The organism is Bacillus sp. ES1-5 (assembly GCF_022487605.1).
Classification (GTDB): Bacteria; Bacillota; Bacilli; order Bacillales; family Bacillaceae_G; genus Bacillus_A; species Bacillus_A wiedmannii.
The window spans coordinates 107,036-130,424 of record NZ_JAKVPU010000001.1 but is presented as its reverse complement, the minus strand read 5'-3'; the positions used below and the strand labels follow the sequence as shown (position 1 = coordinate 130,424).

The 23,389-nt window shown below is 34.9% G+C and carries 23 protein-coding genes and 1 pseudogene; 8 read left to right on the top strand and 16 right to left on the bottom strand.

Annotated elements, in window-relative coordinates; translation table 11 throughout:
• Window positions 1-6: 6 nt before the first annotated feature.
• The 5 genes from MKO96_RS00710 to MKO96_RS00690 form a co-directional block, all read right to left on the bottom strand.
• Window positions 7-1,647 carry a M3 family oligoendopeptidase gene (locus tag MKO96_RS00710; protein ID WP_240586305.1) on the bottom strand — a complete coding sequence of 547 codons (1,641 nt, stop codon included), beginning with the start codon at window positions 1,645-1,647 and terminating at the stop codon, window positions 7-9.
• Between the two features lie 55 nt (window positions 1,648-1,702).
• On the bottom strand, window positions 1,703-2,632 hold the full coding sequence (gene ppaC / locus MKO96_RS00705; RefSeq protein WP_240586304.1) for a manganese-dependent inorganic pyrophosphatase: 930 nt from the start codon (window positions 2,630-2,632) through the stop codon (window positions 1,703-1,705).
• A gap of 161 nt (window positions 2,633-2,793) precedes the next feature.
• The gene (locus MKO96_RS00700) at window positions 2,794-3,459 is read right to left on the bottom strand and encodes a lytic polysaccharide monooxygenase (protein WP_240586303.1); all 666 of its coding nucleotides are present in this window, start codon (window positions 3,457-3,459) and stop codon (window positions 2,794-2,796) included.
• Window positions 3,460-3,706: 247 nt separating this feature from the next.
• Complete coding sequence (locus tag MKO96_RS00695; RefSeq protein ID WP_240586302.1) at window positions 3,707-4,222, bottom strand: DinB family protein; 516 nt, start codon at window positions 4,220-4,222, stop codon at window positions 3,707-3,709.
• A gap of 397 nt (window positions 4,223-4,619) precedes the next feature.
• Window positions 4,620-5,123 carry a GNAT family N-acetyltransferase gene (locus MKO96_RS00690; protein WP_087980685.1) on the bottom strand — a complete coding sequence of 168 codons (504 nt, stop codon included), beginning with the start codon at window positions 5,121-5,123 and terminating at the stop codon, window positions 4,620-4,622.
• Between the two features lie 107 nt (window positions 5,124-5,230).
• Between MKO96_RS00690 and MKO96_RS00685 the strand changes: the two genes are divergently transcribed.
• A complete protein-coding gene (locus MKO96_RS00685; protein WP_240586301.1) occupies window positions 5,231-5,533 on the top strand; it encodes a hypothetical protein in 303 nt (100 codons plus the stop codon).
• Window positions 5,534-5,673: 140 nt separating this feature from the next.
• On the opposite strand, the gene MKO96_RS00680 is transcribed toward MKO96_RS00685, so the two are convergent.
• The 7 genes from MKO96_RS00680 to MKO96_RS00650 all read right to left on the bottom strand — a co-directional run bounded on the left by MKO96_RS00680 (window position 5,674) and on the right by MKO96_RS00650 (window position 13,333).
• Window positions 5,674-6,039 (bottom strand): carboxymuconolactone decarboxylase family protein, encoded by a 366-nt coding sequence (locus tag MKO96_RS00680; RefSeq protein WP_016087526.1) that lies wholly within the window; start codon window positions 6,037-6,039, stop codon window positions 5,674-5,676.
• A 102-nt stretch (window positions 6,040-6,141) separates the two neighbouring features.
• Window positions 6,142-7,632 carry an alanine/glycine:cation symporter family protein gene (locus tag MKO96_RS00675; protein WP_087980687.1) on the bottom strand — a complete coding sequence of 497 codons (1,491 nt, stop codon included), beginning with the start codon at window positions 7,630-7,632 and terminating at the stop codon, window positions 6,142-6,144.
• A gap of 130 nt (window positions 7,633-7,762) precedes the next feature.
• On the bottom strand, window positions 7,763-9,247 hold the full coding sequence (locus tag MKO96_RS00670; protein ID WP_240586300.1) for an aldehyde dehydrogenase family protein: 1,485 nt from the start codon (window positions 9,245-9,247) through the stop codon (window positions 7,763-7,765).
• 18 nt (window positions 9,248-9,265) lie between these two features.
• Window positions 9,266-10,162 (bottom strand): 4-hydroxy-tetrahydrodipicolinate synthase, encoded by an 897-nt coding sequence (gene dapA, locus MKO96_RS00665; protein ID WP_087980689.1) that lies wholly within the window; start codon window positions 10,160-10,162, stop codon window positions 9,266-9,268.
• Window positions 10,163-10,185: 23 nt separating this feature from the next.
• Window positions 10,186-11,127 carry a proline racemase family protein gene (locus tag MKO96_RS00660; RefSeq protein WP_240586299.1) on the bottom strand — a complete coding sequence of 314 codons (942 nt, stop codon included), beginning with the start codon at window positions 11,125-11,127 and terminating at the stop codon, window positions 10,186-10,188.
• Complete coding sequence (locus tag MKO96_RS00655; RefSeq protein ID WP_087980691.1) at window positions 11,124-12,161, bottom strand: proline racemase family protein; 1,038 nt, start codon at window positions 12,159-12,161, stop codon at window positions 11,124-11,126. The genes MKO96_RS00660 and MKO96_RS00655 overlap by 4 nt, the downstream gene beginning before the upstream one ends.
• The gene (locus MKO96_RS00650; RefSeq protein ID WP_087980692.1) at window positions 12,158-13,333 is read right to left on the bottom strand and encodes an NAD(P)/FAD-dependent oxidoreductase; all 1,176 of its coding nucleotides are present in this window, start codon (window positions 13,331-13,333) and stop codon (window positions 12,158-12,160) included. Before MKO96_RS00650 ends, MKO96_RS00655 begins: the two co-directional genes overlap by 4 nt.
• Before the next feature lie 181 nt (window positions 13,334-13,514).
• On the opposite strand from MKO96_RS00650, the gene MKO96_RS00645 reads away from it, so the two are divergent.
• From MKO96_RS00645 to MKO96_RS00630, 4 genes are all read left to right on the top strand, one after another.
• Entirely contained in the window at window positions 13,515-15,176 is a 1,662-nt protein-coding gene (locus MKO96_RS00645; protein WP_087980693.1) for a sigma-54 interaction domain-containing protein, read from the top strand.
• A gap of 71 nt (window positions 15,177-15,247) precedes the next feature.
• Window positions 15,248-15,520: a (2Fe-2S)-binding protein gene (locus tag MKO96_RS00640; RefSeq protein WP_240586298.1), complete on the top strand. Its 273-nt coding sequence runs from the start codon at window positions 15,248-15,250 to the stop codon at window positions 15,518-15,520.
• Complete coding sequence (locus tag MKO96_RS00635; RefSeq protein WP_001080017.1) at window positions 15,517-15,849, top strand: (2Fe-2S)-binding protein; 333 nt, start codon at window positions 15,517-15,519, stop codon at window positions 15,847-15,849. Before MKO96_RS00640 ends, MKO96_RS00635 begins: the two co-directional genes overlap by 4 nt.
• Complete coding sequence (locus tag MKO96_RS00630) at window positions 15,846-17,081, top strand: NAD(P)/FAD-dependent oxidoreductase (RefSeq protein ID WP_087980694.1); 1,236 nt, start codon at window positions 15,846-15,848, stop codon at window positions 17,079-17,081. Before MKO96_RS00635 ends, MKO96_RS00630 begins: the two co-directional genes overlap by 4 nt.
• Window positions 17,082-17,105: 24 nt before the next feature.
• Here MKO96_RS00630 and MKO96_RS00625 read toward each other — a convergent pair whose 3' ends face one another.
• Both MKO96_RS00625 and MKO96_RS00620 read right to left on the bottom strand, forming a co-directional pair.
• The gene (locus tag MKO96_RS00625) at window positions 17,106-17,414 is read right to left on the bottom strand and encodes a YxcD family protein (RefSeq protein ID WP_000447755.1); all 309 of its coding nucleotides are present in this window, start codon (window positions 17,412-17,414) and stop codon (window positions 17,106-17,108) included.
• Window positions 17,402-17,851 carry a hypothetical protein gene (locus MKO96_RS00620; RefSeq protein ID WP_098274149.1) on the bottom strand — a complete coding sequence of 150 codons (450 nt, stop codon included), beginning with the start codon at window positions 17,849-17,851 and terminating at the stop codon, window positions 17,402-17,404. Before MKO96_RS00620 ends, MKO96_RS00625 begins: the two co-directional genes overlap by 13 nt.
• A gap of 259 nt (window positions 17,852-18,110) precedes the next feature.
• Here MKO96_RS00620 and MKO96_RS00615 point away from each other — a divergent pair, with 259 nt between their 5' ends.
• The gene (locus MKO96_RS00615; RefSeq protein WP_075307439.1) at window positions 18,111-18,875 is read left to right on the top strand and encodes a DUF1836 domain-containing protein; all 765 of its coding nucleotides are present in this window, start codon (window positions 18,111-18,113) and stop codon (window positions 18,873-18,875) included.
• 192 nt (window positions 18,876-19,067) lie between these two features.
• Here the strand turns inward: MKO96_RS00615 and MKO96_RS00610 are convergent.
• Window positions 19,068-20,459: pseudogene (locus MKO96_RS00610) on the bottom strand (HD domain-containing protein).
• Window positions 20,460-20,943: 484 nt separating this feature from the next.
• On the opposite strand from MKO96_RS00610, the gene uptA reads away from it, so the two are divergent.
• Window positions 20,944-21,549, top strand: a complete 606-nt coding sequence (gene uptA, locus MKO96_RS00605; protein ID WP_240586297.1) for an undecaprenyl phosphate transporter UptA — start codon at window positions 20,944-20,946, stop codon at window positions 21,547-21,549.
• Window positions 21,550-21,719: 170 nt separating this feature from the next.
• The gene (locus tag MKO96_RS00600) at window positions 21,720-21,944 is read left to right on the top strand and encodes a hypothetical protein (RefSeq protein WP_240586296.1); all 225 of its coding nucleotides are present in this window, start codon (window positions 21,720-21,722) and stop codon (window positions 21,942-21,944) included.
• A gap of 38 nt (window positions 21,945-21,982) precedes the next feature.
• Here MKO96_RS00600 and dltD read toward each other — a convergent pair whose 3' ends face one another.
• Window positions 21,983-23,164 (bottom strand): D-alanyl-lipoteichoic acid biosynthesis protein DltD, encoded by a 1,182-nt coding sequence (gene dltD / locus MKO96_RS00595; RefSeq protein WP_240586295.1) that lies wholly within the window; start codon window positions 23,162-23,164, stop codon window positions 21,983-21,985.
• Window positions 23,165-23,389: the final 225 nt, after the last annotated feature.

Here is a 23,389-nt window from a genome sequence, read left to right as displayed (position 1 = left end):
CTTATTTTATTCATTAATCAAATCCAAAATAACACTTGCAGTACTTTCTATCCTTTCTTCCGAAAAATCAAACGTGACACCTGTTTTTTCATATATTTCTTGTATGGATAAATTCCAATCTGCACTCGCACCTTCTTTAAAGAAAGCAATCGCTTTTTCTGGGTCTTCCCGGTAAATTTGAAACAATTGCATTGCTCCTATTTGAGCAATTGCATATTCAATTTTATAAAAAGGAAACTGAACAAAGTGAAATGACTCTAACCAACTCGAACCAATTTCAACTTTTAATCCAGCAATATTGACTGATGAATATTGATATCTTTTACATAGTTCAGCGTATTTCTTATCACGTTCTTCTGATGTATGGTTTGGATTTGAATAGAGCCAGTGCTGGAATACATCTCCTGCAACTGACGACATTAATAAAGACAAAGCACGGTATAATTGGACGCGCTGTACTTCTTTATATTCATCCTTTTTCTTATAAAAGATATCCAGCTTATCCGTTACTAGTAACTCAAGACTTAGGGAATAAAGTTCAGCCACCTCTTCACGAAGATATCTTTCCTGCATGCTACTATCATTGTTAAATTGTTTATAAAAATGAAATGCATGTCCCACTTCATGTATTAACGCGTTAATTGCATAAAATGATGGACTAAAATTAGAATACACAAAAACCTCTTTACTATGAGGCAAGGTAAAACAAGCGGCTCCTGGCGCTTTATTTTCACGTTCTTCTACGTCAATGAATCCCCCTTTTCTTATATGAATAAATTTCTCATAAAAATATAAATCTGTCTTCCGAAATATTTCTTCCACCCCATTCAATACATCAATGGCATTTTGAAACGGGATTTTTGGTAAATTACTTGGAGTAAGATCCCAAGGGCGATACGTTTTTACACCGAGATTCTTTTTAGAAAGAATCCCCAACTGTTCCCATATTGGTACAACATACTTTTCTATAGATTCATGAAGTTTATAACACTCTTCAATACTATAATCTCTATTTTTTTGTTTAAAAGCATATTCACTATAATTATTAAATCCTGCATGTAAAGCGATCTCATTCCGCAATTGTACGAGTTCATTCATAATACAATCTATTTCTATTTTCACTACACTTCTTGCTTCACATAAAGCATACCAAGCTTTTTCACGAATAACTCTATTGGGGTTATCTAACTTTGCTTTTATGTATGCATACGTCTTTAGCTCTCCTTCCCAATTAATAGATATGTTAGACATTATTTCTCTATACTGCGTTATAAGCTCTTGCTCTTTAATGGAAAGAGCAATGTTCTTTTCATTAAATGTTTTACTTTTCACCAATCTTGCTTTTTTCATAAATCCATATTTCTGCTCATCTAATAAATTTGAAAATGGACACTCTCTAAATTTCTGGTCAAATTTTGCATTGTATCTTTTTAAAAGTGGTTGAATTGTATTTTGATTATACATATGTAAATTACGTATATTTCTGTCATTTGTATCTCTATACATGGCGATTAAACTACTTGTTATCTCCTCTTCTATTTCAGCGTTTACACGCAATTCCTCCAAAAGCCAACGCTCTAATTCTGAAACAGAAGTAATATTTCGCTCTAAAAGTGACTGTAATTTACTTTCTAAATCATTAAGCATACACAATCCTCCCGTTTTTAATTTTCTGTTTTTTGTTAAACCATACCCAAGTATATTAAGCTTGGAATGCTTCTGTTAATACTGGTACGATTTGTTTTTTACGAGATACAACACCTTTTAAAGTCGCAGTGTTGTTTTCTAGAGATACGTTGTATGCTTTCTCAACAACGTTTGCTGCTTTACCGATCGCAAGACCGACAGAATCGTTAGTTAAGATATCAGTTACAACGAATAAGAATAGGTCTAAACCTTTTTCTTCAACTACTGCAGAGATAACTTTTTCAAGTTCCGCTTGGTGTACAAGAACGTCGTTTGTATCAACAGCGTTTACTTGTGCGATTTCAACTTTCGCATTACCCATTTGGAATTCTTTAGCATCAAGAGAGATTAATTGCTCCATTGTTTTTCCGCTTAAGTCAGCACCAGCTTTTAACATTTCTAAGCCGTAGCTATCAGCATCTACACCAGCGATTTCCGCTAATTCACGAGCTGCTGCTACGTCTTGCTCTGTGCAAGTTGGAGATTTGAATAGTAAAGAATCTGAAATGATTGCAGATAACATTAAACCTGCAACTTCTTTACGAATTGTAACGCCGTTTTCTTTGTACATTTTGTTTAAGATTGTAGCTGTACAACCAACTGGCTCACAACGGTAGTAAATAGGATCGCTTGTTTCAAAGTTAGCAATACGGTGATGGTCAATAACTTCTAACACACGAACAGATTCGATATCGTTAGCACTTTGTTGACGCTCGTTATGATCAACTAAAATAACGTTGTCCACTTCGCTTGCAACTGTCTCAACAAAACGCGGTCCTTCTACTTTAAAATGGTCTAACGCAAATTGAGTTTCACCGCTGATTTCGCCTAAACGTACAGGCTCAGCATCCATTCCTAATTCTTTTTTCAATTCTGCATAAGCAATTGCAGAACAAATTGCATCTGTATCTGGGTTTTTATGCCCGAAAACTAGTACTTTTTCCATGTTTTCCACCTCTTCATGAAAAGGATATCTTAAAGAAGCAAATATGACAATATTTAAAGCCCATTTTTTTATAAATAATTGTACTTTCTTCTATATTTTTCATCGTTTTTCGTAAAAAAGATCATCTAAAATGAATTAGATGATCGAAATGTATATTTTATTTAAAATAAGGTAGGAGCCTGCACTACATGATTTAGCGCGAAATTCGATGCCAAACCGTTATTTACAAGGTTAACATCTATAACTTGATAAAATGCATTCCCAGTATCTGCAATTTCCCAAACAGCTAAAATAAGGTGATATCCATTTCTATCAGTAGGTATATTTGCTTCATGTGTTACTGAAGTTCCTGGTCTAGTTCCTCCATCATTTTTCACATAGAACGGCACTAAATCTAAACTAGACCTTGTTAAAGGCATATTTGGATTCCAATCCTTCTTTGTAATGTAGTATTTCCATTCTTTCGTACTATGAGGAGCGGTTAGTTTCCACTTGAATGTATTCGTCCCACCGTTTAACGTAACTTTCTTCCACCTATCGACTGTTTGAACCTCTAAAGCAGGAAAATGGCCAGCTCCTGCGATTTGTCCATCAGAAGGTCCTAATTGCGGGAATCCACCTATTCCTTCTACACTTTGCGGCTCATATTGAATCGGTCCGCAATTTACATTTACCCCTTGCTTACATAAATAAGAACGGCTCGCTGGTGATTCTACATATCCATGAGCTGAAGCTTTTTCTGAAAAACCGAAAGTTAACAATCCCGTAAGTAATATACCACCACTTAATATAACTTTCTTCACCTTCTGTAAACCTTTCGTTCTCATCCCGTCATCCCCTTTCCCATAATAAAGCGAAAATAACTATAGTCGGCTAGTCATCTTCTCTACATCCATTATAAGTCGAAGAACATACCTAAAAGAACCCTCTAAAAACTTTCTCAAATTCATTTAGTACATTAAATAAATTTTATTGATACATTCAAATAACACCGCTAGAGAAATATAGACGGTGTTAAATATACTCAATTAAACTATTCGTTTATAAATAAATTACGAAATTGGCAAAGTTAGTCTAGTTATCAAATAGCCCTCTCCCTCTCAGATTTGCGGAAACTGGCTCCTTTCCGATTTCACGTGCCCATATAGATAACTGGCCGATATGATGGATTTCGTGGACAATGACATGACGTATTAACTCTCCGTGTGTACATTCAATGACTCGGCGCCTAATTGGTGCGTCTCTTGAGCTAATTGGCTCTTCATTGAAGTCGGCTTTTGAAAGTTTCCGAGAATCCATTTTATTTGTCCAAGAGGTCACAAATGGTTTCACTTTCCCGTGGTATTGAGCTGAAAGATTTTTCACTTTTTGTAAGCTGGCATACTCTTCAAACAATGGCTCCTCAGGCACTGATTCACCACGCAACCCTAAGATCCACATATATTCCACATCTACAATATGAAATAGGGTATGTAGTATACTGCCGAATCCACCGACCCGTTTCTTTACCAGTTCTTCGGCCGACATGTCTTCGCACCATGTAAACCAATCATCACGAACTTGCCAGTTATATTGAAACAGTTTCAACATCACAGCAACCTCCATCTTTTAGATTAACATTTAATATTCACCAAAAGACTTCAAAATTCCTATGTGAACTACCCCCCACTTAGTATCTCTTACTAGCTTACCCCGAAGTGGGGGCTTCTCGGTTCATCGTTACTTTTGATAGCTAACGAATTTGTCCTAGGACAGACAGCCGAGCTAACATGTTTGAGGAAGGAGACTTCTTTCGGATAATACGTTAAATAATAACTCTAAAAAACCTGTTATCCTACTACAAACTAGCCCTTTAATTGAATGTTCCAGATGAAGTTACAAGGTTTTATCAAACATTGTTTTAAATTATCAATATTTTTTATAAATCAACGCACGAACATAATAACAAATGTGTTGTTTGGAGTTATTTCCCTTTTTAAATAAAAAACTAAATCATTTTATAATAAATTACCGTTGCATCTAACTCACCATTCGGAGAAATTGCATACCCTGGTATTTTTCCGGATTCTTGATAGTCTAACAACTTATACAATCTATTCGAAGGATCTCCTTCTCTAGTATCTAGCACTAAAAGAGACCTTTTTTCTTGCTTTGCTCTTTCCTCTGCTTTTTGCATAAGCGAACGTCCAATGCCGTTACGTCTAAAGTTCGGGTGAGTCATTAACTTGCAAATTTCAGCTCTATGAATCCCATTAGGCTTTGTAACTAAATGTAATTGAATACTCCCTGCCACTTCATTATTTATTTTAGCGACATATAAGATCACTTCTGGTGCTAAGACTGTTTCCCAATACTTTACCGATTCTTTTTGTTCCAGTGGAGGTAAAAAACCAATTGATGCCCCATCATCTACAACCGTTTTCAAAAGATTCGAAAGCTCCTCCACGCCATCTTTTATTTGCTTAATCTCTTCAATTACTAAATTTTGCATTACTAATCCCCCTTTTGTTTCATTGTACCAAGTTTTATAGAAGGAATAACAGATTACTAAAAGGAAATATATATTTAGATAAAACATACTTATAGAATGTATGAAAAGTGGAGGGATTAACCATTAGTAAAACAGGTTTTGACTTAATAAAACATGAGGACAACTTTGATCTTGGCTATGAAGATATCGAAGAGATATCTATGAGCTGTAAATTCTCTAACTGCACTCATACAAATGAACCACATTGCGCAATTAAAAAAGCTATTTCCGATGGATTTCTTACAGAAGAAATAATAAATAGTTACTATCGAGATAAGAATGAATTCGAATATGTATGTAAACAAAAGAACAAAACAAAAGCTATTGATTATATGAAACAATTGAAACTTTTTAGAAAATCTCAATACTAAATAAATAGTTGTGATTTCTCATTCCCACTAAATTTAAAATTCTTACTTTAATACATCACATACCAAATAATTTTTATACTCAAATTTAATCTCACGTAAAAGAACGTTTTAAACATAAAGTTTAAAACGTTCTTTTATATTCAATGCTTCTGATTTTTCAGTTCACTTAAACACTCTTGTACTAATGTTACTGCTTGACTCATTGCAGCTCCGCCAGCAAATGCTGCTGATACACCACATGCTTCGAGAATCTCTTTATCTGAACATCCTTGATCAAGACAACCTTTTGTATGATAAATGGTACAATATTCATCTTGCGTTGCTAGACTAATTCCTAATGCGATAAGTTGCTTTTCCCTTTTTGTTAAAGCGCCCTCTTGAAAACAAGCTTGCGTGAATGCATTATATGTTTCAGCAATTTCAGGAATTTGGTTTGTAAAACTACCAATTCCTTCTTTATAATGATGTAGAACATCATTTACTGAACTATGTTGTTCGTGTTCCATCTTATTATTACCCCCATTCAAATTATGTGTACCTATTGTAGTATGTGATGAAAAGAAGGCAATATACCTCGTTAAAAAGAAAGAATATTCAGTTTATTATAGTTACAATTTCAGACTATCATCCACTACAGATTGTTCCTTATAGTTTTTCCTTTCAATCTCTTTACTTCTTTCTTCCCAAAACGTTAATCCTTCAATCCCAACATTTTTAGGATCAAATACTGGATCTTTCCCTTCTTTTTTCTGTGCTTCATAATCTTTTAACACTTTTAATGCGATTTTACTTAATAGTAGAATCGCAATTAAGTTTAACCATGCCATACTACCGATTCCTAAATCTCCAAGATTCCATAAAAGCGACGCTGATTCTACGCTACCGATGTAAACCATAATTAAAAATCCAATTTTTAAAACTGGTTTTAACCATCTAAGTTTAAGATCACGATCTAAATAAGTAAGCGTCGTTTCAGCGATATAGTAGTATGCGAGTAAAGTTGTAAATGCGAAAAAGAAGATTGCGATTGAAATGAATAATGGACCAAACCCTGTCATAACAGTTTCAACTGCTTGTTGTGTATAGATTGGACCTGCATCAACATTCCCTATATTCTTTACTATAGCGCTTTTCCCTTCAGGTATAACATTATACATACCTGTTATTAAAATCATAAGAGCTGTCGCTGTACATACAACAATTGTATCGATATATACAGAAAATGCTTGAACTAACCCTTGTTTTGCAGGATGGGATACTTCAGCAGCAGCGGAGCTATACGTCGCTTCTCCAACACCTGCAACATTTGAAAATACAGCGCGCTTTACGCCCCATGCAATTGCTGCGCCGACGATTCCACCAAACATTTCATTTACACCAAAAGCACTAGAGAAAATTAAAGCGAACATACTTGGAATTTCTGTTACATTCGCAATTAATACGATACATGTAACAATTACATAACCAATTGCCATAAATGGAACAAGCATTTGCGAAACGCCCGCAATTCTCTTTACGCCACCAAAAATGATTGATGCTAATAATATAACCAATAATATTCCAGTTATATATTTGCTAATGCCATTAGAGTTTTCAAATCCAACTGCGATACTACTAGACTGAATACCTGGTAATAAAACGCCATATGAAAGTGTTACAACAACCGCTACAATGACTGCAAACCATTTCATTTTCAAGCCTTTTTCAATGAAATATGGTGTACCGCCCCGGTATTCATTTCCAACTTTACTTTTATACACTTGAGATAATGTTGATTCAACAAATGCACTCGCTGCTCCTAAAAGAGCCATTACCCACATCCAAAACACAGCTCCTGGTCCGCCAAAAGCGATAGCAGTCGCGACCCCTGCGATATTACCTATTCCAACCCTACCTGATAAGGCTAAACAAAATGCTTGAAAGGATGAAATTCCCGTCTCCGAGCTCTTCCCTTCAAATAATAGTTTAATCATCTCTTTAAAATAACGAATTTGCAGAAAACGAGTGGCAATTGTAAAATACACACCTGCCCCTAATGCAAAAACAACTAGCCCAATACTCCATACTTGCCCTACTAACCACTCTACTAATTGCTCCATCCAAATCCCCCTTATCATTCTTTTAAAAGCTATTTTATATATAAGAAAACGGACAACTATTTTTAACACTTACAGTTGTCCGTATCGCTCATTATTTCATCCCTCTATTTATTAACAGTTAGATTCTCTATTACTTTATATTTACCCAAACGCTTTTCACTTCTGTATAGTTATCAAGCGCATATGAACCTAACTCACGACCGATACCAGATTGTTTAAAGCCACCAAATGGTGCAGCTGCATTTTCTAAATTATAATCATTAATCCATACTGTTCCTGCCTTTAATTTATTAGCAACTTGATGTCCTGTTTTAATATTTTGTGTCCATACGCCCGCAGCGAGTCCGTATGAAGAGCGATTTGCTCTTTCTATGACCTCTTCTGTTGAATCAAACGAAAGTACAACGACAACTGGTCCAAAAATCTCTTCTTTCACAATTGTCATATCATCAGTAACATTTGTGAATACTGTTGGCTGTACAAAATAACCTTTTTCAAATGCACGTTCACCACCAGCAGCAACAGTAGCGCCTTCAGCTTTTCCTTGTTCAATGTAATGTAGCACACGCTCTTGTTGTTTTTTAGATACGAGCGGTCCCATTTCTGTTTCCTTCTCCATACCTGCTCCAAGTTTCACGTTATTCGCCATTTCTACTAGTTCATTTACGACTGTTTCGTAATGTTTTCGGTGAACGAACACGCGAGAACCGGCACTACAATTTTGGCCGTGATTATACATAATGCCTTGGAATGCACCGTTAATCGCTTCTTCTAAATCAGCGTCTTCTAAAATGATATTTGGTGATTTACCACCAAGTTCTAACGTTACATGTTTAATTGTTTCTGCAGATTGACGCATAATATATTTCCCTGTAACTGTTGAACCTGTGAAGGCTACTTTATCAATATCATGATGGTTTACGATTGCAGCTCCTGCTTCAGGGCCAAAACCTGGAACAAAGTTTACAACACCGTTTGGAAAACCTGCTTCTTTAAAGAGCTTGGCTGTATATAATAACGATAAAGGCGTTTGCTCTGCTGGTTTTAATACGATCGTACATCCTGTTGCTAGTGCAGCTCCCATTTTCCAAGAAGACATAACGAGCGGAAAATTCCATGGGATAATTTGACCTACAACGCCAACAGGTTCATGGCGTGTGTAATTTAAGTAATCTTTTGAAATCGGAATCGTTTGCCCGATAATTTTTGTAGCCCATCCCGCATAATAGCGATAATTTTCTACAGTCGCTGCAATATCATCATCCAGTGCTACTTGATATGGCTTCCCATTATCTAAAGCTTCTAACTGCGCTAATTCTTCTCCATGCTCTTCAATTAAGTCTGCTAATTTATAAATAAGGTGCGCTCTTTCAGCAGTAGTCATCTCTGCCCAAGGTCCTGATTCAAATGCAGATCTTGCCGCTTTTACTGCGACATCAATATCCTCTTCTTGCGCTTCACATACGACAGCTAGAACATCTTCTGTTGCTGGATTGTATGTTTCAAATGTCTTCCCGCTAATGGAAGGTACAAATTCACCATTAATAAACATTTTAATTTCTTCATTTAAAAACGCTTTCACTTTTGGTCTCAACTCAATATTTGTCGTTAACATATATGTTTTCCTCCTTATTTAAACAGCTGCATGAGCTGCAATTTTTGAAATAATCATTTGTAGTTTTTGATCTTCTTCTTCAGTTAATCCGAGTCTCGGATAACGAGAAGGTCCCCCAGCTTGCTCGTGTAATTCCATTGAGCGTTTAACGATTTGTACATATTTTCCTGATCCTTCAAGGAACTCGCAAAGAGGTAAAATAGCATCGTTTATTTCCCAAGCTTTTTCTAATTCACCATTTTGGAAATGCTCATACATTTTCGTAACAAGTCCCGGTACGATATTTCCTGCTACTGAAACCCATCCCGTTGCACCTACTAAATAAGATTCCATAACTAAATCTTCAGATCCACAGAAGACTTGAAAAGCACCTTCGCCTCGGCGTACTAAATCTCTTGCTTTACGAATATCTCCGCTAGATTCTTTAATATGTGTAACATTTTCACATTCTTTTCCAATACGTAGCATGAGCTCTGTACTCATATCAACACCAGATGTAAACGGATTATTGTATAACATAATTGGTATATTTACAGCGTTTGAGATTTCTTTAAAATGAAAATAAATTTCCTCTTCTTTCGGCTTACAATAGTACGAGTTAATAATTAATGCGCAATCCGCTCCGTGTGCTTCTGCATGTTTCGTATATTCAATCGTTTCTTTCGTCGTCTCCGCAGCAGTTCCTACAATAACTGGAATACGTCCATCAACTTCTTTTAATACTGTTTCTACCATTTTAAATCTTTCTTCTTTTGATAAACTAACAAACTCTCCTGTACTTCCATTAATAATAATGCCAGCTACCTTTTGATCGATAAAATAGTTTACGTTTTGTTTTACACCGTTCCAATTAATTTCTTGAAACTCATCCATCGGTGTGATTAATACTGGAAATGCCCCTTTAATGTTTTTCATATTTATCTCTCCCTTTAACTATTTTATTTTAATAAAAACCCTGTCGGAAAAGGATCTGTAGAGTCTAATAGAAACGTCTGCATTCCTGTAATAAACCCTCTACTTTCAAAGCGGAAAATGTATCCTTGTTCTTCTTTCTTCACTTGTTCCACTGTTATAAAGCTATTAAAAACACTTTCATTTTTAAAAGGTTTATCCGCTATATAATCATTTTTAAATAATGTATGAACATAAGATACAATAGTAGAAACAAAACCAGGCGAACGTACTATAAAGTTATCTTCATGAAATGTAATCGACTTTATATGGTTCTTTTCTGCTTGCATAGATTCTACTAAAATAAGTCTTTTTATTAATGACTGTTTTTGTATAGCTTGAAGTGTAACTTCACCCCATTTTTTTAATTTAGAGATATTTTCAATACTAATTTCTGGTGAATATGCATCCTTTTCTACAACTGCATATACTTTATCTGCCTGTATGAGAGAGTAACTTATATTACCCACTTGCAAATTTTTCTCAATCATATAACATAGTTTACTTTCAAACGAAACAGATACAACTTCATCATTCTCTACATACGCATGGATTGAAAATATACCAGATAGCGTTTCGATTTTGTATTGGTTCGTCTCTCTCTTTTTTAAATACCCGCTTTCTAGTAACATCGTTATTACTGCCACAATGCCTCCATAATGAAGCGGAATGGATCCTTCATGATTAAAAAATAATACAGCTGCATCGACTTCCATATGAATAGAAGGAACAACAATACATCCATTTAATCCGATAAAACCACGTGGCTCATTTAATAAAAGCTTCATTTCTTCTGCTAATTCACCTGAAAATTGTTCGTTTAATTGCTCTAAACTGTAGTAGTATTTGCATGGTACATCTTTCATTACACGAAATGCTTCACCATTTACATGTACGTCTACTGCTGTATACATTTTTTGAATGTTCATTTTACATCCTCCGTTTCATGTTCCATCGGCGGAATTAGCAAAAAGCCTTCTTTCAGTGGGTCCTTTTCATTATAAAAAAATCTATGCATCCCCATAAGCCAAGCTGAACCTGCAATTTTCGTTACGACAGCTTCAATATTTTCTACAGATGTTGTATTTATAACGCACCCTTTAAATAAAGAGCCCACGATACTCTCATGAATAAACTCTTCATCCACTTTAATTTTTTGATTTGCGTATAATACAGCTAACTTCGCTGATGTTCCTGTACCACATGGAGAACGATCAATTCCTCCTGGCGGAACGACAACTGTATTTTTCACATGAGCACTTTCATGAGTAGGATCTGTATAAAATTCAATATGTGTTAACCCTCTAATAAACGAATACTGCGGATGTATGATTTCAAATTCCTCATTAATGATATTTCTAATATGAATTGCCTTATCGATAATTGTAGATGCGTTTTCTGGTACTAATTCTAAACCTACTGACTTCGCATCGATAATGGCATAAAAATTTCCTCCATACGCAATATCTGCTTCTACAGTTCCAATTCCTTCGACTTGTACAGTAATATGTTTCAGTAAAAAAGCTGGTATGTTACAGAAAGAGACTTCTTTCGCTTTTCCATCTTGAACAAAGATATCCACTTCAACTAAGCCGGCTGGCGTGTCTAACTTTAACGAAGTAATCGGTTCCACTACCGGAATTAAACCTGATTCAATTAAAGCTGTACATACACCAATTGTATCGTGACCACACATCGGTAAATATCCACCTGTTTCTATGTAAATAACACCAATATCTGCTTCAGGATGACATGGATCTGTTAATAATGCTCCTGACATTACATCATGACCACGTGGTTCATTCATTAACAATTTGCGAATCCAGTCATACTCTTTTTTCATATGTAACATCTTCTCTGCCATCGTCTCTCCAATTAACTTAGGAAGTCCACTAATCAATGTTCTCGTTGGATTCCCACCCGTATGTGTATCAATCGTCGTAAAGACTCTTTGTGACCTCATCCGTTTAACACCCTTTCTGTAAAACGACTCAAACGAAGTGGTTCAATAGGAATAATTGTTTCTTTTTCATTTAATAATTCTTCAATCACTTTCCCAGTAACAGCTGCAAGGCTAATGCCATCTCCTTCATGCCCTGCTGCTATAAAGTAATTCGGGATATGTTCCACACGTGAAATGATCGGCAAATGGTCTTCTGTCCACGGGCGTAATCCAGCATATGAACGAATCACCATCATATCTGCCATTTTCGGATAAAAGCGAATTGCTCTGTTCGCAATACATTTAATAACCTCGTTATTTATCCTCGTATGCATCCCTACAAACTCTCTACTACTACCAATTAAAAAATTTTGACTTTCTGTCGGCTCAAACACAAGAGCTACCCCATATTTTTCAGTTAAAGCATCCACTTTTCGTTTTCCGCCAAATTTAGAAATTAAATAACCAAATTCCATTACTTTACGACAGCCAACGTGTTGTTGCCTTGAAGCTACAATAATATGCCCTTTTCTCGGTTCAATTGGGACATTTACATCCAACATTTGTCCGATTTTTGGAGCCCATACACCGGCTGCGTTCACCACTTGCTTCGCAGTAAACGTCCCATTTGTCGTTTCTACAATAAAAGAACCGTCTATATCCCTTTTCATTTCTTTTACTTCCGTATGATTAAAAGCTTTCGTACCAAATTTCTTTGATTCTGCAAGAAGTGAAAAAGCAAGAAGATATGGATTTACAGTTGAATCCGTTGCGCATTCTAACCCGCCTAATAAATCATCTGCAAAAAATGGCGATTCTTCTCGTATATCGTGTCTATCAAGCATTCGAAACGGTAATCCAGCTTCCTTTTGACGATTCACCCATTGCTGTGCAGCTTCCATTTCTTCGTCTGACTCACATACGAGAATGCTTCCTGGCGCTCTATATTCAAATGAGTGCTCCAGCTCTTCACTTAATTCTGTTACTAATTTTTGACTAACTAAAGACATTTGACTATCAAATCCTGGATCTTTATCAATAGCCAAAATATTCCCGTCACACCGTGAAGACGTTCCACTGACAAATTCCCCTTTTTCAATGATTGTTACGTCTCTTCCGTATTTTGAAGTGTAATAAGCGATAGAACAACCTATAATTCCACCACCTATTATTAAAACGTCACAGTGCCTCACGTAGCACCCCTCCCTTCTTTTTATTCCCTCACTTTCTTTTATGCAATTGACATGCCAACTCTACTTACATACACTTTTTATAATAAATATTTTTATTTGTAAAAATATTTTAAATTTATCGTAAATAGGTGTATTATTTTTTTATCACTGTCAAAATTTTTATACATAACAGGAGGACAATATGGCATTCTCATTTCCTACAATAAAAGAATTTCTAAAAACTTTATCAATTGATCGTACATACAACATGCAACCTATTCAGCGAGTTGGCGAAACATTTTATTACTGCCCTTCTACTACAAAAGAATATAACTGTGCAGTTATACATGAAGATGATTCATTTAACGCTTTAATTAACGCGTTTTCCAATGAACGATTCATTATCATCATGAACGGAAATAAAGAGCCTATATGCTGTATAACGGCTCAACAAATCATTCCGTTTCTTGTTAAGACTTACAATGAACTACAATCTTTTTATAACACCGTAATACAAACAACGGATTCTTCTGTTACAGTTATCGATGATAAAGAATGTGTTCGCACTTGGACAGATGGCGCCGAAAAGATTTTTTCGGTCAACCATACTGAAATTATTGGACAACCTATCACTCGTTTTTTTGACTATAAAGATTTGGAAATCTTGCAATCATTACATGACGGAAAAAGCATAATCGCTCAGTTCCATCAGCCTCGTCCAGATTTGTTCGTATTAATTAATTCAAATCCAGTGTATTGTAACGATGAAATTATCGGAGCTGTCGTTTCAGAAACTGATGTAACAAATCAAGTCGCTTTAAATGAAAAACTATTTAATATGTCACATGAAATGCACCGTTTAGAACAGGAGGTTGCAAAGTACAAAGATGAATCCGATCCTTTCCTTGCGATGAATGGAAAAAGCCCTGTTATACAAAGAACGATTCAATTAGCTAGAAAAGTTTGTTCGGTGAAATCAACTGTTTTAATACTCGGCGAAAGTGGTGTTGGAAAAGAAGTATTTGCAAAAGCGATTCATGAAGCAAGTGAATCAGCTAAGGCACCTTTCATTTCAATTAACTGCGGTGCCATTCCAGAAGCGTTATTTGAAAGTGAATTATTTGGGTATGAACGCGGGGCGTTTTCTGGTGCAAGTAGTAAAGGCAAAAAGGGTAAAATAGAGCTCGCGCAAGGCGGTACATTATTTCTAGATGAAATAGGAGAAATGCCGCTCGATATGCAAGTAAAACTGTTGCGTGTACTACAAGAACGAAAATATTACCGAGTTGGTGGAGAGAAAGAGATTCATATTAATTTCCGCATTATCGCTGCTACAAATCGTGATTTACAAGAAGAAATGAGAAAAGGCACGTTTCGAGAAGATTTATACTATCGCCTAAATGTAGTTAGCTTGCATATTCCACCGCTGCGTGAAAGACGCGAAGATATTATTGAATTGACCTATTCTTTCTTAAACGATTTTTCAATCAACTATAACAGACCAATTCGTGACTTGCCTTCAAGCATTATGCATGAACTGCTTCATTACAATTGGCCAGGTAATATTCGCGAGCTCCGAAACGTTGTTGAAAGACTTGTCGTATTTGCAACTGACGGTATTATAAAACAAGAATATTTACCATTTCATACAACTGAAACGTTAGACAATCATACGGCTCATTCCCTATTACTCAGCAACAATAATACAATTCTCTCTTTGCAAGAAGAGATGGACGAACATGAGAAAAAAGTCATTGAGAGGGCTTTACGTATTTTGAATGGGAATAAATTAGAATGTGCGAAACAGCTCGGTGTTACGAGGGCCACTTTATATAACCGCCTAAAAAAACTCGGGTTACAATAAACCTTCCTCCTCTATTTTGGCATAGTTTTTGCATAATAATTTGTGCAAACCGAACTAGAGGAGGAATACATATGACGAATAAAGATCACTTAATTGTTTGTCGATGTGAAGAAGTTACATACGGACAACTTCAATCGACAATTGCTGAATATAAATGCTCGGCAAGAGAATTAAAACTAAGAACACGTGCTGGCATGGGATTTTGCGGTGGCCGCACATGTAGAATGATAATAGATCGAATGATTGAAAGTGCAAATCCCGACGTAAACACTAATGAAATTCCATTAAAATATCAACCACCCGTGCGCGCAGTTACCTTTGGAGCGGTAGGTGAAAATCAATGAATAGAATTACACACCACCCGATTTTAGGGAGTTTAAATAGTAGTAAGCGCATCACTTTCCAATTTAACGGGCAACAATATGAAGCATATGAACATGAAACCATTGCGGCGGCTTTACTTGCAAACGGGATACGAACATTAAGAGTACATGAAGATAGCGGAACGCCGCGAGGTATTTACTGTAATATCGGGCATTGTTCTGAATGCCGCGTGACAGTAAACAATCAAACGAACGTACGAGCATGCTTAACTGTTGTAGAAAAAGATATGGTAGTTGATAGTGGTAAACAGCATCCAAATATCGTGAGAGAGATGGTGAAAAAGCGATGAACGATGTCATTATTATCGGTGCTGGACCAGCAGGTTTGTCAGCCTCCATCTCTTGTGCTCGTTTTGGACTAAATGTACTTGTTATTGATGAATTTATGAAGCCTGGCGGAAGATTGCTCGGACAATTACATCAAGAACCTACTGGAGAATGGTGGAACGGAATAGAAGAATCAAAACGCCTTCACGAAGAAGCAAAATCACTTTCAGTTGATATTCGATGTGGTATTTCCGTCTATAATTTAGATAAAGATGAAAGTTCTTGGTTCGTACATACGAATATCGGTACGTTAGAAGCACCGTTCGTTTTACTTGCTACTGGCGCTGCTGAGTACTCAATCCCCCTTCCTGGTTGGACACTTCCAGGAGTCATGTCGATTGGTGCAGCCCAAGTAATGACAAATGTACATCGCGTTCAAGTTGGGCGAAAAGGAGTAATTATTGGCGCTAACATTTTGTCCTTCGCTATTTTAAATGAATTACAATTAGCGGGAATTAAAGTGGAACAGATCGTACTTCCTGAAAAAAGTGAATTAAGTCAAAAGGCTGGTGAACCAGAAGAAGTTTTAAACTCTCTATTACATGCTGCACACCTTGCCCCTTCGCCTTTATTACGTATAGGTAGTCGATTGATGAAATATAATTGGGCGAAACAAGCTGGATTAAACTTCTATCCAAATAACGGTATGAAAATAAATGGCACACCACTTCACCTTCGAAAAGCAGCTCTTGAAATTATCGGTACAGATCAAGTTGAAGGTGTACGCGTTGCTAATATTGATACGAAAGGAAACATCATAACTGGATCGGAACAAATATATGAGGCAGACTTCGTTTGTATTGCTGGTGGCTTATACCCTCTTGCTGAGCTAGCCGCTGTAGCTGGTTGTCCTTTCCGTTACATTCCGGAATTAGGCGGACATGTTCCACTGCATTCCGAAACAATGGAAACCCCTCTTCCCGGTTTATTTGTAGCCGGAAATATAACAGGCATTGAAAGCGGAAAAATCGCGATGGCACAAGGAACAGTTGCTGGATATTCAATCGTAAAACAAGCAAATACAAAATCCCATTCGGTTGAACAACACTTGCAACAGGCGATCCAACATGTACATACCGTACGACAACAAGCTGCCATTCAATTTAACCCGATGGTTGATGTTGGTAGAAGCAAAATGAATGAAATTTGGCGTGATTATTCCCTGGCATATGCACATACTAAAAAGAGCTGCTGAGATTACTCTCAACAGCTCTTTTTTCTACTCATCTGAGTTATTAAACTTTGCTAATGCGTAAATGCCTTCTTCATCATCTAATTCAAGTTGTAATCTTGCTGCGAATGAATTGACATTATATTCTCTGTCAAGCAATAAGCGTAGTGCTTCGATTAAGTTCGCTTGAATTAAAATTTGTTTGCGACCATTTACTTCTACTTCAGCAGAAAAACCGTAATCATCGTCATACATTAATTCAACTAAAACTTCTTCTGGACCAACTTGTCTTTTTTCAGCGATATATACGCAAAGTGCATTTATTAATTCTTGTTCAGAAATTTTTATTGTTTCCATGCTACTTCATCTTCCTTTTTCTTACGTTGATCTTTGAAGTATTTAAATGCACGAACTGCTAACATTACGATACCAGCCATTACTAACATATTTACCATAAACGCTAATACAGAACCAAGAGCTCCCATATTTGCAAATAAGCTACCCATTAGTAAACCACCAAGACCACCTAGTAATAAACCTTTCATAAAACTTCCTTTATTACTTTTTGGTGCAGTGTTTGTTGCTTTTGTTTTTGAATCTGTTGTCGTTTTTTGTGAGTTTACGTTAGTATCTTTTTTGTTCAAATCAACTTTTGACTTTTGACCAGAACTTGGTGTGTATGATTTTTTACCAGATTTGTAACTCTTCGCTGCTGCGTGATCTACAAACATGAAGCTACTAGCTCCAAAGATAACCATGAATGCTGTCATGACTGCTACAAGTTTTTTCAACATATTATATCCATTCTCCTTTTATATAGATATATGTGAAATCTACCTTTCTAGTAAATTCAGAATGATAGATTTGTTTTTAAAAACATTTTAAAGGTTCTTATGAACTTATTATATGAACTTTTGTCGAAATATGCAAGCATTATTTACTTACGACAGTTTGGTGACAAAGGAAAAATTAAGCAAAACAGAATTGACTTTAAATGAAACAAAACATATTATAGGTTCATAAGAACTTTTTAATATTTTTGGAGGTGAAAAGATGGAAACATTTCATCTCACACGAAACGAAATGGCTACCCTTCTTCTATCTTTAAGAGGATGGAATACGAAAAAGCCTCTCGGTATTTTACAAGAAGCGTGGGCAAAGTCACATAAAAAAGATATTGAAAGCGGACAAAGCGTAACTGCTTTTATTACTACCGCACTTTCACCTATTTTTGAAAAACTGATTAAAATTGATGATACAGACGTCGGTTTTTCATTAAATGAAATAGTTGCGCTTGGAAATCAGATTGAAAATACAAGTTTCTCAGTAACGGCCATGCAAAACTGGGTAAAACGAGATATTAAAGAAATGATTGGCTCCCCTCAAAAAGGGAAAAAATATTCAATTGAACAAGCAGCCTTACTATTCATTGTCGAAGATTTAAAAACAGCACTTGATTTTGAATCCATCCGTAAGCTATTACGCCTTATCGTAAATGACCCAGCCGATCGAAGTGATGACTTAATCAATCCTGTTCATTTATATGGGGCATACTCTTCTCTATTTGAAGAACTCAATCAAGGGAACTGCTTACAACTAAATGCAACAGATACAGTTCATACAATTGAAAACATCGTAAAAGAAAAAGCTGATAAAATCGCAAGCAAGTTTGATCAAATTAATAACGAGCAACGCGAAGCAATTCGGAACGCCATTATTATTGCGACACTTTCTGTACATACCGCTTATGTACAAATGTTAGCGAAACGTTACGTAACAGCAACTTTATTTTTACAAAATTTAGAAGTGAAACCGTAAAAAATAGGAGCAGAAATGCTTCTATTTTTTTATAACGAAAACAAGCATCCACTTGTTATATATTTAGAACAGGTGGATACTTGCTTTTCTAGGTATTAATTTTTAAAAATTATAAGCGCCTATTATTAATTCAAAAATGAATATTTCATTCTATTAAATTTCGAACAAATTTTCTCGATAAATTTAATTCCTTCATCTTTGTAACTCTTTACAAATTTCGATTTGAGCTTTTGAGCTATTAGCAAAACTTAACCAATCCTGTTCCACATTACTAGTGTTTTCAGTTACCAAAAGTTCAACGATATCTAGATGTGAAACATTCGTTGTTATCGATTTATTTATACCATTAACTTTAGCACCTGACATATATTTAGCAATCTCAGGGTTTTATGCGAAAGCAAAATCAATTACAGTAGAACCTTGCGGTAAGTTCACGGAATCTAACTTAGGAGTAAATGCTACAATGTTATCTTGGAATAGTTCATATGATACTAAATCATAAAATTCAATCGTATCTTGAGTTACTAGATCATTTGTCTTAATAAAATGATCCATCAATTTATGAATTATATTTTGCATATCCTTATCAGTTATACTTTTTGTAAGAATATGAAATACCCCTTTATCTCGTATCTCCTTATTTAATTTTGTTTCAATACATATCATTATTTCATGGTTATTGATTACCACTTTGGTCTTTAAGTATTTGTTTAATACATCACTTTCAATTGCTATATTATCTTCAAATTGATATGGAATTGGTTTGTATAGTTGATGTATAACTCCTAATATTTTATAACAGTCTAAATTATTTGAAGCCGTGATAATTATTTTTGACACTGCTGTAATGTCTTGAATATCTTGGAGACGAGAATAAGCTGTATAAATAGGACTTACTTCATAGTCAACTTCAAATATTAAAGATGGATTTAGAAAATTATTTATATCTTGCATAATATTTTGAGATAAATCCTCTAATGACTTAACATAATTTTGTAAAAGAATTTTTATTCTCTTATATTTAGAATGATTAAGATAAAAAAAACCTAAATCTTCTAACTCGTGTTGAATATGTAATAGCCCTAGCCTTTTACAAATCGGAGCGAAAATTTTGAGTGTTTCATTAGCATAAGGAATTTGTTTCTTTACAGCTTTCACCTGTAAAGTTCTCATGTTATGTAGACGATCTATCACTTTAATAATAGCTACTCTTATATCTCCTTGCGTAGCTAACAATAATTTCTTTAAGTTTATTGCTTCATACTCTTCTTTATTAGGGATTTGTTTTTTATCAATTTTAGTTAACCCTTCTACAATATCAGCCACTTTTTTTACCGAATATATCACGTATATACTCAATTGTATAATCTGTATCCTCCACCACATCATGTAATAACGCTGCAACGAAAGTTATAATATCCGCCTTACAATCTCTGTAACTGCAAATGGATGAGTAATATACGGCTCACCTGAAACGCGAAATTGACCTTCATGAGCTTTCTCGGAAACTAATATAGCTTTATGTAATTGTTCTAATTCTGCTTTATGTAGATATGAGGCCTTTTCTAATAATTCCTTTTTCATATTTTCACCTTCATCACGTTAATTTTCTATAAAAATTTTATTAACATTATAATTCGTTATTTGAAAGTAAAGTACCTGTCTAAGTGATAAGAGAATATTTATGTTTTTATTCTCCTTGAATTATTTTTATATTTTTGAACCTATAAGCCAACCTTTGAAATACTTTTGTTTTTATCAACCGAATCATATCTCTATCCCAAATAGAAAATAGTCCATAAATTTGATTCTTATTTTGCATACATTACTCTTCTCACTTTGTAAATTAAAAGCCCATAACATTATCATTTATATATGAGAAATTTTTAATAATCTTTTCATTTTCTCTTCATGAAAACGGAGCTTATATGCTTTACTATAGAGACATAAAAGAATTGAAATAGCAATCCCCTATACAAATAAGGTATAATCTACACATAGTGAATCTTTTATGTTATTAAATAAATGGTTCACCTATTCAAAAATACATAAACTAGAAGGTGCAACAATGGTAAGTAGTTTTATTCATTCAGTATTAACGTTTTTTGAAGGATTAGGTTATTGGGGCATAATGCTTGGTCTAATGATTGAGATTATTCCAAGTGAAATCGTCCTAGCTTATGCGGGATTTTTAGTATTCAATGGTAGTATCTCATTTGTAGGCGCCGTTGTATTCGGTACAATTGGCGGTGTTATTGCCCAAATCTTTATTTATTGGATTGGACGATACGGTGGACGCCCTATATTAGAACGTTACGGAAAATATATTTTCATTCATAAAAAACAAATAGATGCAGCTGAAGATTGGTTTAATCGTTACGGAACTGGTGTAATTTTCACTGCACGTTTTATTCCAGTAGTACGCCATGCGATTTCAATACCTGCTGGTATTACAAAAATGCCATTACTACGTTTCACTACATTAACAGCACTTGCAATCATTCCTTGGTCTATCATTTTCATTTATTTAGGTGAAAAACTAGGTGAAAATTGGGAGAATATTAATGATATTGCTGGGCCATATGTGAAATCATTCGCAATTGGCGGTGTCATACTCATTCTTTTATACTTCATCATTAAAAAATGGACGAAAAAACGTAAAAATCTTGCTTAAGATAAAAAATAAAAACCGCTATACATTCATTACGAACTATAGCGGTTTTTTATGTTTAAATTGACTAATCTTTAGAAATCACAAGAAAACCCCTCAGTTAACATTTATATGGATAAGCAACAATTCACTCGTCCATTTCGTATATTATCTCAAAAAGAAGTGATTCCCCTATGCATTGGCAACAAAAAATACAATACTTAATCGGACGCCCTATCGGCATTTCTTTCATGAACGGGCAAGGTACTTCTGGTGTATTATGTTCAGCACATGATGGTCAATTATATGTGTATGAATACCTTTATCAAGCTCAATTCGCAATGAAGCATTATGATTTTGGACAAATTCAAGATATACATGCCTTTCCGAATTGTCCACATCAAAATACTCTGTACTAAAAAAGGAACAGCTTATAGCCGTTCCTTTTTCTCCACACTTATTTCTCAGTATAAAAGTTTTGTACCGCTTCATCAAAGTAAATCCAGCCTTTCCAACCTAAATGAATTGTATCTTTTAAGAAATACTTATCATATTCATGGCCAGAGAAATCAACAACTGGGTATCCTGCATTCTCAACTTGTTCCCGAACTTTTTTATAATACACTTCACGGCGCTCTTTAGGGAAACCAGCGTAATCATACCATGGTCCGTTTACAGGTACAGAAATAAAGAGTGGCTTAACATTTTTCTCTTTAAAAATATTTAAAACAATTTGTAAGTCATCATATTCTGGTGATTCTTCATACGATTCATTTGCTCTAAAGTTTTTTAAACCTTTTAATTTTTTCTTTAAATTATGTTTATAGTAATACGGATTTTCAATTCCGAATGTGTTTGTAGTAGATTCCAATTTCCCTTCTTCCTCCGCATGTTTACGTGCATCTACCCAAGAAATTGAACGTAGCCCCATATTTGTTTTTTCTTTCATCGGTTCAATCTTAAATAAAGAGTTAAATAAATCTCTATGATCTAATATATTTCGATGCATATAAGCAAGTGGTTTAACTAAACCTGCTTTTATGTTATGTTTCGTATCATTATATACAATACCTTCTAATGAATGCTTTAATATATCATCTTTTTGAACAACTTTATAGTCTAATAGTCGTTTCGCAATTTGCTTCTTCATTTCAGCATTTATTTCATCATTAAAAATAAAATGATATGCTTGTTGCTTAGAGAAATTGTTCGTAAAATCCCCCTGTGATACCCCAGTCTTTGTAAACCATTGTGGTGATAGAACAAAGACTACTTTTTTACCTTCTAACTCATCCATTGTAGACGTCATATTTAATATATGAGCTAAACTTTGTGTACCGCCAATCCCCATTAAATATGGCGTAAAACCTGCGGGATTTACTTTGAAGTAATTAGACGGATGATATGCATCCATTCGTAAAAATTCAGATGAACCATACATCGATAAATACTGCGAATTCTCTAACATTTTTTGCTGTAAAAAAACACTTTGCAATTTTTCTTTTTGCAAGGAAGTTGCTGCATCTTCTACCTTCTTATCACTAATAAGTGATACTAAACTTTTCGATGGGATGAGTATGATAATGAAAAAAAGCACACACGCTAAAATTATGGGACCAAAAGCATGCTTCATTTTCATCGTCTCTTCCTCTTTCTATCGCTATTAAATTGTAACCCTTGTTTTTGACACGCCATCATTTCTCTCCTTTTTCTCTATACATGTTCCATTCTATTTATCTATTATATACATGTATGTATTTCTTTCCTTGTTCTATTAAGTCCTATATAAATAGCACAAGAAAATGTTTCCATAGAAACACGTTAATTATACAAGATTCTACATAAATTTCACACTGGAATTTTA

Bases quoted from the DNA above. Each gene is read 5' to 3' on its own strand.
- MKO96_RS00680 (WP_016087526.1), bottom strand. From the start codon at position 6,039: ATGGAACACGAACAACATAGTTCAGTAAATGATGTTCTACATCATTAT.
- MKO96_RS00675 (WP_087980687.1), bottom strand. From the start codon at position 7,632: ATGGAGCAATTAGTAGAGTGGTTAGTAGGGCAAGTATGGAGTATTGGG.
- MKO96_RS00615 (WP_075307439.1), top strand. From the start codon at position 18,111: ATGGAAACATTTCATCTCACACGAAACGAAATGGCTACCCTTCTTCTA.
- MKO96_RS00630 (WP_087980694.1), top strand. From the start codon at position 15,846: ATGAACGATGTCATTATTATCGGTGCTGGACCAGCAGGTTTGTCAGCC.
- MKO96_RS00670 (WP_240586300.1), bottom strand. From the start codon at position 9,247: ATGTTAACGACAAATATTGAGTTGAGACCAAAAGTGAAAGCGTTTTTA.
- ppaC (WP_240586304.1), bottom strand. From the start codon at position 2,632: ATGGAAAAAGTACTAGTTTTCGGGCATAAAAACCCAGATACAGATGCA.
- MKO96_RS00710 (WP_240586305.1), bottom strand. From the start codon at position 1,647: ATGCTTAATGATTTAGAAAGTAAATTACAGTCACTTTTAGAGCGAAAT.
- MKO96_RS00690 (WP_087980685.1), bottom strand. From the start codon at position 5,123: ATGCAAAATTTAGTAATTGAAGAGATTAAGCAAATAAAAGATGGCGTG.
- dltD (WP_240586295.1), bottom strand. From the start codon at position 23,164: ATGAAAATGAAGCATGCTTTTGGTCCCATAATTTTAGCGTGTGTGCTT.
- dapA (WP_087980689.1), bottom strand. From the start codon at position 10,162: ATGAAAAACATTAAAGGGGCATTTCCAGTATTAATCACACCGATGGAT.
- MKO96_RS00660 (WP_240586299.1), bottom strand. From the start codon at position 11,127: ATGAACATTCAAAAAATGTATACAGCAGTAGACGTACATGTAAATGGT.
- MKO96_RS00640 (WP_240586298.1), top strand. From the start codon at position 15,248: ATGACGAATAAAGATCACTTAATTGTTTGTCGATGTGAAGAAGTTACA.
- MKO96_RS00620 (WP_098274149.1), bottom strand. From the start codon at position 17,851: ATGTTGAAAAAACTTGTAGCAGTCATGACAGCATTCATGGTTATCTTT.
- MKO96_RS00625 (WP_000447755.1), bottom strand. From the start codon at position 17,414: ATGGAAACAATAAAAATTTCTGAACAAGAATTAATAAATGCACTTTGC.
- MKO96_RS00645 (WP_087980693.1), top strand. From the start codon at position 13,515: ATGGCATTCTCATTTCCTACAATAAAAGAATTTCTAAAAACTTTATCA.
- MKO96_RS00635 (WP_001080017.1), top strand. From the start codon at position 15,517: ATGAATAGAATTACACACCACCCGATTTTAGGGAGTTTAAATAGTAGT.
- uptA (WP_240586297.1), top strand. From the start codon at position 20,944: ATGGTAAGTAGTTTTATTCATTCAGTATTAACGTTTTTTGAAGGATTA.
- MKO96_RS00655 (WP_087980691.1), bottom strand. From the start codon at position 12,161: ATGAGGTCACAAAGAGTCTTTACGACGATTGATACACATACGGGTGGG.
- MKO96_RS00600 (WP_240586296.1), top strand. From the start codon at position 21,720: ATGCATTGGCAACAAAAAATACAATACTTAATCGGACGCCCTATCGGC.
- MKO96_RS00695 (WP_240586302.1), bottom strand. From the start codon at position 4,222: ATGTTGAAACTGTTTCAATATAACTGGCAAGTTCGTGATGATTGGTTT.
- MKO96_RS00700 (WP_240586303.1), bottom strand. From the start codon at position 3,459: ATGAGAACGAAAGGTTTACAGAAGGTGAAGAAAGTTATATTAAGTGGT.